7 protein-coding genes are annotated in these 6,832 nt (G+C 38.1%); 1 reads left to right on the top strand and 6 read right to left on the bottom strand.

The genetic code is table 11. The features are described 5' to 3' along the window. A partial coding sequence (locus tag H7254_RS06535; RefSeq protein ID WP_301932206.1) for a hypothetical protein occupies positions 1 to 319 on the top strand: 319 nt, incomplete at its 5' end. Between the two features lie 101 nt (positions 320 to 420). On the opposite strand, the gene rfbD is transcribed toward H7254_RS06535, so the two are convergent. From rfbD to H7254_RS06505, 6 genes are all read right to left on the bottom strand, one after another. After that, positions 421 to 1,287, bottom strand: coding sequence for a dTDP-4-dehydrorhamnose reductase (gene rfbD / locus H7254_RS06530; RefSeq protein WP_301932205.1), 867 nt, complete (start codon positions 1,285 to 1,287; stop codon positions 421 to 423). An 8-nt stretch (positions 1,288 to 1,295) separates the two neighbouring features. Then, positions 1,296 to 1,850: a dTDP-4-dehydrorhamnose 3,5-epimerase gene (gene rfbC, locus H7254_RS06525; RefSeq protein WP_301922098.1), complete on the bottom strand. Its 555-nt coding sequence runs from the start codon at positions 1,848 to 1,850 to the stop codon at positions 1,296 to 1,298. 15 nt (positions 1,851 to 1,865) lie between these two features. Next, entirely contained in the window at positions 1,866 to 2,852 is a 987-nt protein-coding gene (locus H7254_RS06520) for an SDR family oxidoreductase (protein ID WP_301932204.1), read from the bottom strand. 115 nt (positions 2,853 to 2,967) lie between these two features. Beyond that, the gene (locus H7254_RS06515) at positions 2,968 to 4,260 is read right to left on the bottom strand and encodes a nucleotide sugar dehydrogenase (RefSeq protein ID WP_301932203.1); all 1,293 of its coding nucleotides are present in this window, start codon (positions 4,258 to 4,260) and stop codon (positions 2,968 to 2,970) included. A gap of 169 nt (positions 4,261 to 4,429) precedes the next feature. Further along, a complete protein-coding gene (locus H7254_RS06510; protein WP_301932202.1) occupies positions 4,430 to 5,413 on the bottom strand; it encodes a UDP-glucuronic acid decarboxylase family protein in 984 nt (327 codons plus the stop codon). A 90-nt stretch (positions 5,414 to 5,503) separates the two neighbouring features. Beyond that, positions 5,504 to 6,832 (bottom strand): UDP-glucose/GDP-mannose dehydrogenase family protein, encoded by a 1,329-nt coding sequence (locus H7254_RS06505; protein ID WP_301932201.1) that lies wholly within the window; start codon positions 6,830 to 6,832, stop codon positions 5,504 to 5,506.

The following is a 6,832-nucleotide window of genomic DNA, read 5'->3' as shown; positions in this document are numbered from 1 at the left end:
GGGGGACAGTTTAAAAAAAATTGTAGAATGGGTAGGGCTCTCAAACAGGATTATTCAAAATGAATTTTATTTTAAAAATGATACACTTGTGTTTGTATACGCAGTTGAAAAAAATTATCACTACAACAATCATTCGCAAACACTGGACTACACAAAATTAGATTTGACTTTTACAGGACGGTATTATTTTGACAATGAAAAATTATTTTACAGCATCATCAAAAACGAAAACCGTAATAAATCAAAACAAAAAGACGCAGCAGATTTTTTAATCAAGAGTAAGGATTATATGAAAATATTAAGAGCAGAACTTAGATAACGCAGCGCAAAATTTGTTGTTATATATTGCTGGGCTAATACTAAACGAATTTGAGTAAAATTTAAAATGGTGATCCATTTCACAATATTTTCTAACAAATTCTATAATAACTGCAAACACTTTTTTAAACTGTCTTTCCATGCAGGAATACTGATATCAAAAGTTTGCTGAATTTTGATTGTATCCATCACAGAATATGAAGGCCGCTTTGCGGGGGTTGGATAATTAGAAGATGGAATAGCATTCACCATGCATTTGCTGCCGGATAATTCTTTAATGGCTTCAGCAAACTGAAACCAGCTGATAACACCGGTGTTGGAATAGTTATAAATGCCGGGCTGCGCCTCAGCTTTGCCTGAATGGATGATCTGCATAATTGCTGCTGCCAGGTCGGCTGCATAAGTGGGGCATCCTACCTGGTCGCTTACTACATTCAGCTGCTCCTTTTCTTTCATTAGGCCCATCATTGTTTTTACAAAATTATTTCCAAAGCTGCTGTACACCCAGGAAGTACGGATGATAATACTGCCAGGATTTTGCTGTTGTGCCAGCTCCTCTCCTTTTAGTTTGGTTGCGCCATAAGTATTAACCGGTGCTACCCGAAAATCTTCTGTGTAGGGAGTTGTTGCGCTGCCATCAAAAACATAATCGGTAGAAACATGGATAAACCCGGCGTTGTATGATTTGCAAACTGCTGCTAAAATACCTACCGCAGTGCCATTGACGTTCATTGCTTTTTCTGGTTCTGTTTCTGCTTTATCTACCGCCGTATAAGCCGCGCAGTTAACACAGTAATCAATTGGATGGGCAGCAAAATAATTTTTCATTGTTTCTGCGTTGTCAATGGGTAGTACTTCTTTTGTAACAAATAAAAAGTGGTATGCGGGATACGCAGCACTGATTACCTGCATTTCGTTGCCTAATTGTCCATTAGCGCCGGTAACTAAAATTGTCTTTTTTTCTGCCACGATAAAAGTTAAAAAATGAAATTGGTTTTACAATCTTCCAGGTTCGGAAGAACAAGGTCTTTGGCTGCCACCATTTCTTTACCGGCAGGTATACGCCAGTCAATACCCAATGTTGAATCATTGTACATTAACCCGCCTTCGCTTTCTTTATGATAAAATTCATCGCATTTGTAAATCACTTCCGCGGTTTCTGTCAATACCGAATACCCATGTGCAAAGCCCCTGGGTACAAGCAATTGTTTCTTATTTTCTGCCGATAATTCTATACTGAAATACCGGTGGAAGGTGGGAGAGCCTGCTCTTAGATCTACCACCACATCTAAAATAGTACCACTTAAAGCACGTATCAGTTTTGTTTGTGCATTTGGATTTTGTTGAAAATGTAAACCGCGGATTACGCCAAAAACAGACCGTGCCTGGTTATCCTGAACAAATTTCATGGTAGCTCCACCTTCGGAAAAAGTATTTTCATTGTAGCTTTCAAAAAAATAACCACGGTCATCATTGAACACCCGTGGTTCATAAATTAATAATCCGGGAAAGTCGGTTGTGGTAAACGGCATAAAATAATAAAATTTTTAAGAATATAACTGTTTAAAAAAATTGATTGTTTCTGTCAATCCATCCTTGAAATTTTTTGTAGGTTCGTACCCCAGTAATTTTTTTGCCAATGAAATATCGGCCAAAGAATTCCTGATATCTCCTGCTCTTGGTTCCCGGTAAGTTGCTTCAAAATTACTGTCTAAATTTTCTTTACATGCATTAAATAAATAATTCACAGAAAAGTTTTCGCCTGTTGCCACGTTATATACCTGGTTAATGGCATCGGCATTATGGGTTAACATTCCTTTAATATTAATTTGCACAGCGTTGTCAACAAAAGTAAAATCCCGGGTTTGCTCACCATCGCCGTTGATATAAACGGGCAATTGTTTCATAATCCCTTTTACAAACAATGGAATTACCGCAGCATAGGCTCCATCAGGATCCTGGCGTTGGCCAAAAATATTAAAATACCTGAATCCTATTAATTTAATACCATACACATCGGCAAAAATCTGCGCATATAATTCGTTTGTTTTTTTTGTGGCTGCATAAGGCGACAGGCATTTACCCACCCGGTTTTCCACCTTCGGTAAAGTGGGTTCATCGCCATATACAGAAGAAGAAGATGCATATACAAATTGTGCTACTTTATTGTCCACTGCTGCTTTTAGCATATTTACAAAGCCGCCTACATTTACTTCATTAAAATAAACAGGTTCTTTAATAGATCTGGGAACAGAACCCAATGCGGCCTGGTGACTAACGTAATTTATTCCGGCGCAAGCCTGCTGACAGGTATCTGCATTCCTGATATCGCCTTGCACAAATTCAAATGCAGGGTATTGGCGAAGCAGGGCAAGGTTTGTATCAAACCCGTTCACCATATTATCGAGCACCCTTACTTTTTGTGCACCGTTTTTTAGTAAATATCCGGCGATGTGGCTACCTATAAAACCTGCTCCACCTGTTACTAAAAAATTACTGTTGCTTAAATCAGTTGTATCAAAATTATTACTCATTCAGTATTTTGAAAAAATTTTTTAAAAGAAGAGGAAGGTAAAGGTTGATAAATTTAAGTTTTTAACTTTCAGCTGCATTCATCTTGCCTTTTACTTTATGCCTTTAATAATACCTCTACAAACTCCAGTACAGCCTGCTTTTAACAGTCTTTCTGTAAATACCTTTCAAATCTGCAATCATAGCTTCCGGTTTTGTAATGCCTGCAAAATACGCATCGTCCAGTGTTTTATATTCATTGTGCGGCACTGCAATAATTACTGCATCATAGTTTTTTGCAACTTCAGTTGTAAGGTCAAAGCCATACTCGTGCAGTAATTCTTCACCCGATGCATGTGGATCAGTAACATCCACATTTAAAGAATATGATTGTAATTCCTTTACAACATCTGCCACTTTACTGTTGCGGATATCGCTTAAATTTTCTTTAAATGTAGCGCCCATCACCAGCACTTTCGCACTTTTTATATTACTGTTATTTTGTATGATGTGTTGTAAAACTTTTTTAGCAATGTAACCCGACATACCATCGTTGATAACACGTCCGGCTAAAATTACCTGGCTATCGTAGCCCAGTTCACTGGATTTATAGGTCAGATAGTAAGGATCAACGCCAATGCAGTGCCCACCTACCAGGCCTGGTTGAAATTTTAAAAAATTCCATTTCGTTCCCGCGGCTTCCAGCACCTCAAAAGTATTGATGCCCATTCTGTCAAAAATTATTGACAGTTCATTCATTAAAGCAATGTTGAGATCACGTTGTGTATTTTCAATAATCTTTGCGGCCTCGGCTACTTTTATGCTGGATGCTTTGTGCACGCCTGCCATTACTACCAGCTCATATACTTTTGCAACAAGGTCAAGGCTTTCCGCATCGCAGCCGCTTACTACTTTAATAATTTTTGCCAGGGTATGGTCTTTATCACCCGGGTTAATCCTTTCCGGCGAATAACCTGATTTAAAATCTATGATATTTTTTAAGCCGCTTAATTTTTCAATGATGGGCAAACAATCTTCTTCTGTACAACCCGGATATACTGTACTTTCAAAAACTACATAATCTCCTTTTTTAATTACTTTGCCAATAGTTTCACTGGCTCTTTTTACCGGCACAAGATCAGGCACATTGTGTTCGTCAACCGGAGTTGGTACCGCCACAATATAAAAAGCAGCCTGTTTTAAATCGTCCAGATTGTTTGTAAATTCAATGTCACAATTTTCAAATGCGTCTGCATCCATTTCCTGGCTTGGATCAATCTTGTTACGCATCATTTCTACCCTTTTTGCATTGATATCAAAGCCGATTACCTTAATTTTTTTTGCAAACTCCAATGCTATTGGTAAGCCAACATACCCCAAACCAATTACTGCCAGTGTTTCTTTCTTGTCTATCAGATCCTGGTATTTCATTCTATAATATTTTATACGCCCGTAACCCGTGTGGGGAATACGTTTCAGGCTTCACTTTTAATCGAAGTTCTATAATTTCTATTAATTAATTTATTACCCGATTTATAAAAAAACCAAGTGATTTATACAAATAAAGGACCTGTTTTTGCTTTCAGTTAATTACTGATTGCTAGGTTGCTTTTATAAATTTTTTAGGAAGTTTATACAATTCTTCGGGTGGTAAAGATTTAAAATAATCGTACGTAATTTTTAGTCCTTCTGCCCTGTTCACTGTTGGCTGCCAGCCTAGTATTTCAGCTGCTTTCGTAATATCCGGCTGACGCTGTTTGGGATCATCTGTTGGCAAAGACTTATAAATTATTTTTTGTGAAGTGCCGGTTAGTTTTATAATTTCTTCTGCAAAATCCTTTAATGAAATTTCATCAGGATTACCAATATTTACGGGTTGTTCATGGTCGCTCATCAACAGGCGGTAAATACCTTCTACCAGGTCGGCTACATAACAAAAACTTCTTGTCTGGCTGCCATCGCCAAAAACCGTTAAATCTTCTCCCCGTAATGCCTGTCCGATAAATGCAGGCAATGCACGGCCATCATTTAACCGCATCCGTGGACCATAAGTATTGAATATTCTTACAATCCTTGTTTCAAGATGATGGAAGGTATGATACGCCATAGTGATGGCTTCCTGAAAACGTTTGGCTTCGTCATATACACCTCTTGGACCTATGGGATTTACATTGCCCCAGTATTCTTCCGTTTGAGGATGTACCAGCGGATCGCCGTACACTTCACTGGTGCTTGCAACAAGCATCCTTGCTTTTTTTGAAAGGGCCAGTCCCAGGCAATTATGCGTACCCAGCGAACTAACTTTTAAAGTTTGAATAGGAATTTTTAAATAATCTATCGGACTAGCCGGCGAAGCGAAGTGCAGGATATAATCCAACGGTCCTGACACATGAATGAACTTAGATACATCGTGGTGATAAAATTCAAATTCCTTTAATTTAAAAAGATGCTCTATGTTTTTAATATCACCTGTAATCAGGTTATCCATTCCAATAACATCGTAGCCTTCTTTTATAAAACGGTCACAAAGATGTGAGCCTAAAAATCCGGCAGCCCCTGTTATTAATACCCTTTTGTTTGCCATAAAATTCCTGTTTAAAATATAATGTCTGATCTTTTACTATCTGAACTTTGATATTTGAAAACTCCTGAATTATTAATTATCCATTTGTATTCAGCTCTGCAAAATAGCCCTTCTTCCAATACTTACATAGTGATAGCCCAAATCTTCCATTTGTTTCAAATCAAACAAATTGCGTCCGTCAAAAATGGCTTTGTTTTTTAACAAGGAAGATATTTTATTAAAGTCAGGCGTTCTAAACTCACTCCATTCAGTTGCAATTACCAAGGCATCTGCATCTTTCAAAGCATCGTACTGGCTTTCTACAAATGTAATAGTATCGCCCAATACCTGTTTTACATTGCTCATAGCTTCCGGATCGAAAGTGGCTACAGCAGCGCCTGCTGCAAGAAACGCTTCAATTAAATATAATGCCGGCGCTTCTCTGATATCGTCTGTATTTGGCTTAAACGCCAATCCCCATACAGCAATTTTTTTACCTTTTAAATCGCCCTTAAAATACGCTTTTATTTTAGGCACCAGGTGAAGTTTTTGCTTTTCGTTTACGTCCATTACCGCTTCCAGTATTTTAAAACTATAGTCTACTTCGTTAGATGATTTGGCTAAAGCCTGCACATCTTTTGGAAAGCAACTTCCCCCATAACCAATACCTGGAAATAAGAAGCGCCGCCCAATACGTTCATCACTTCCAATTCCTTTGCGAACCATATCCACATCTGCCCCCAGGAGTTCACACAACTGGGCAATTTCATTCATAAAAGTAATTTTAGTTGCTAAAAAAGAGTTGGCAGCATATTTTGTTAACTCCGCACTTTTTTCGTCCATAAAAATTACCGGATTACCCTGGCGTACAAACGGACCATATAAATCACTTAAAACTTTTTTTGCTTTTTCAGATGAGGTACCAATTACCACCCTGTCCGGCTTCATAAAATCATCTACTGCAACCCCTTCTCTTAAAAACTCCGGATTGCTTACAATATCAAAAGTTCCCGCAATACCACCATTGCCCAGCAAGGCCTTTTCTACTTTTGCGGCAGTGCCCACAGGTACGGTGCTTTTATCAATAATTATTTTATAGTCGCCTTCTTTTATAAGGGCTCCCAGATCTTTTGCTACGCCTAAAATATACTTTAAATCAGCGCTTCCATCTTCACCCGGAGGTGTTGGCAGGGCAAGAAAAATTACCTGTGCATCTTTAATTCCTTCAGCCAGTGAAGTAGTAAACTGAAGCCTGTTTTCCTTTTGGTTTCTTAAAAATAATTTTTCAAGTCCCGGTTCGTAAATGGTTATTTTTCCCGAAGACAGTTTATCAACTTTGGCTTTGTCAATATCAACACAAATTACCTGGTTACCCGTTTCTGCAAAACAAGTTCCTGTTACCAATCCTACATAGCCTGTTCCAATTACTGCAATTTTCAT

Source organism: Ferruginibacter sp. (assembly GCF_014377975.1).
In the GTDB taxonomy this organism is placed as follows: domain Bacteria; phylum Bacteroidota; class Bacteroidia; order Chitinophagales; family Chitinophagaceae; genus Ferruginibacter.
This window is presented reverse-complemented; position numbering and strand designations above follow the sequence as displayed.

Bases quoted from the DNA above. Each gene is read 5' to 3' on its own strand.
- rfbC (WP_301922098.1), bottom strand. From the start codon at position 1,850: ATGCCGTTTACCACAACCGACTTTCCCGGATTATTAATTTATGAACCA.
- H7254_RS06520 (WP_301932204.1), bottom strand. From the start codon at position 2,852: ATGAGTAATAATTTTGATACAACTGATTTAAGCAACAGTAATTTTTTA.
- H7254_RS06515 (WP_301932203.1), bottom strand. From the start codon at position 4,260: ATGAAATACCAGGATCTGATAGACAAGAAAGAAACACTGGCAGTAATT.
- H7254_RS06510 (WP_301932202.1), bottom strand. From the start codon at position 5,413: ATGGCAAACAAAAGGGTATTAATAACAGGGGCTGCCGGATTTTTAGGC.
- H7254_RS06505 (WP_301932201.1), bottom strand. From the start codon at position 6,832: ATGAAAATTGCAGTAATTGGAACAGGCTATGTAGGATTGGTAACAGGA.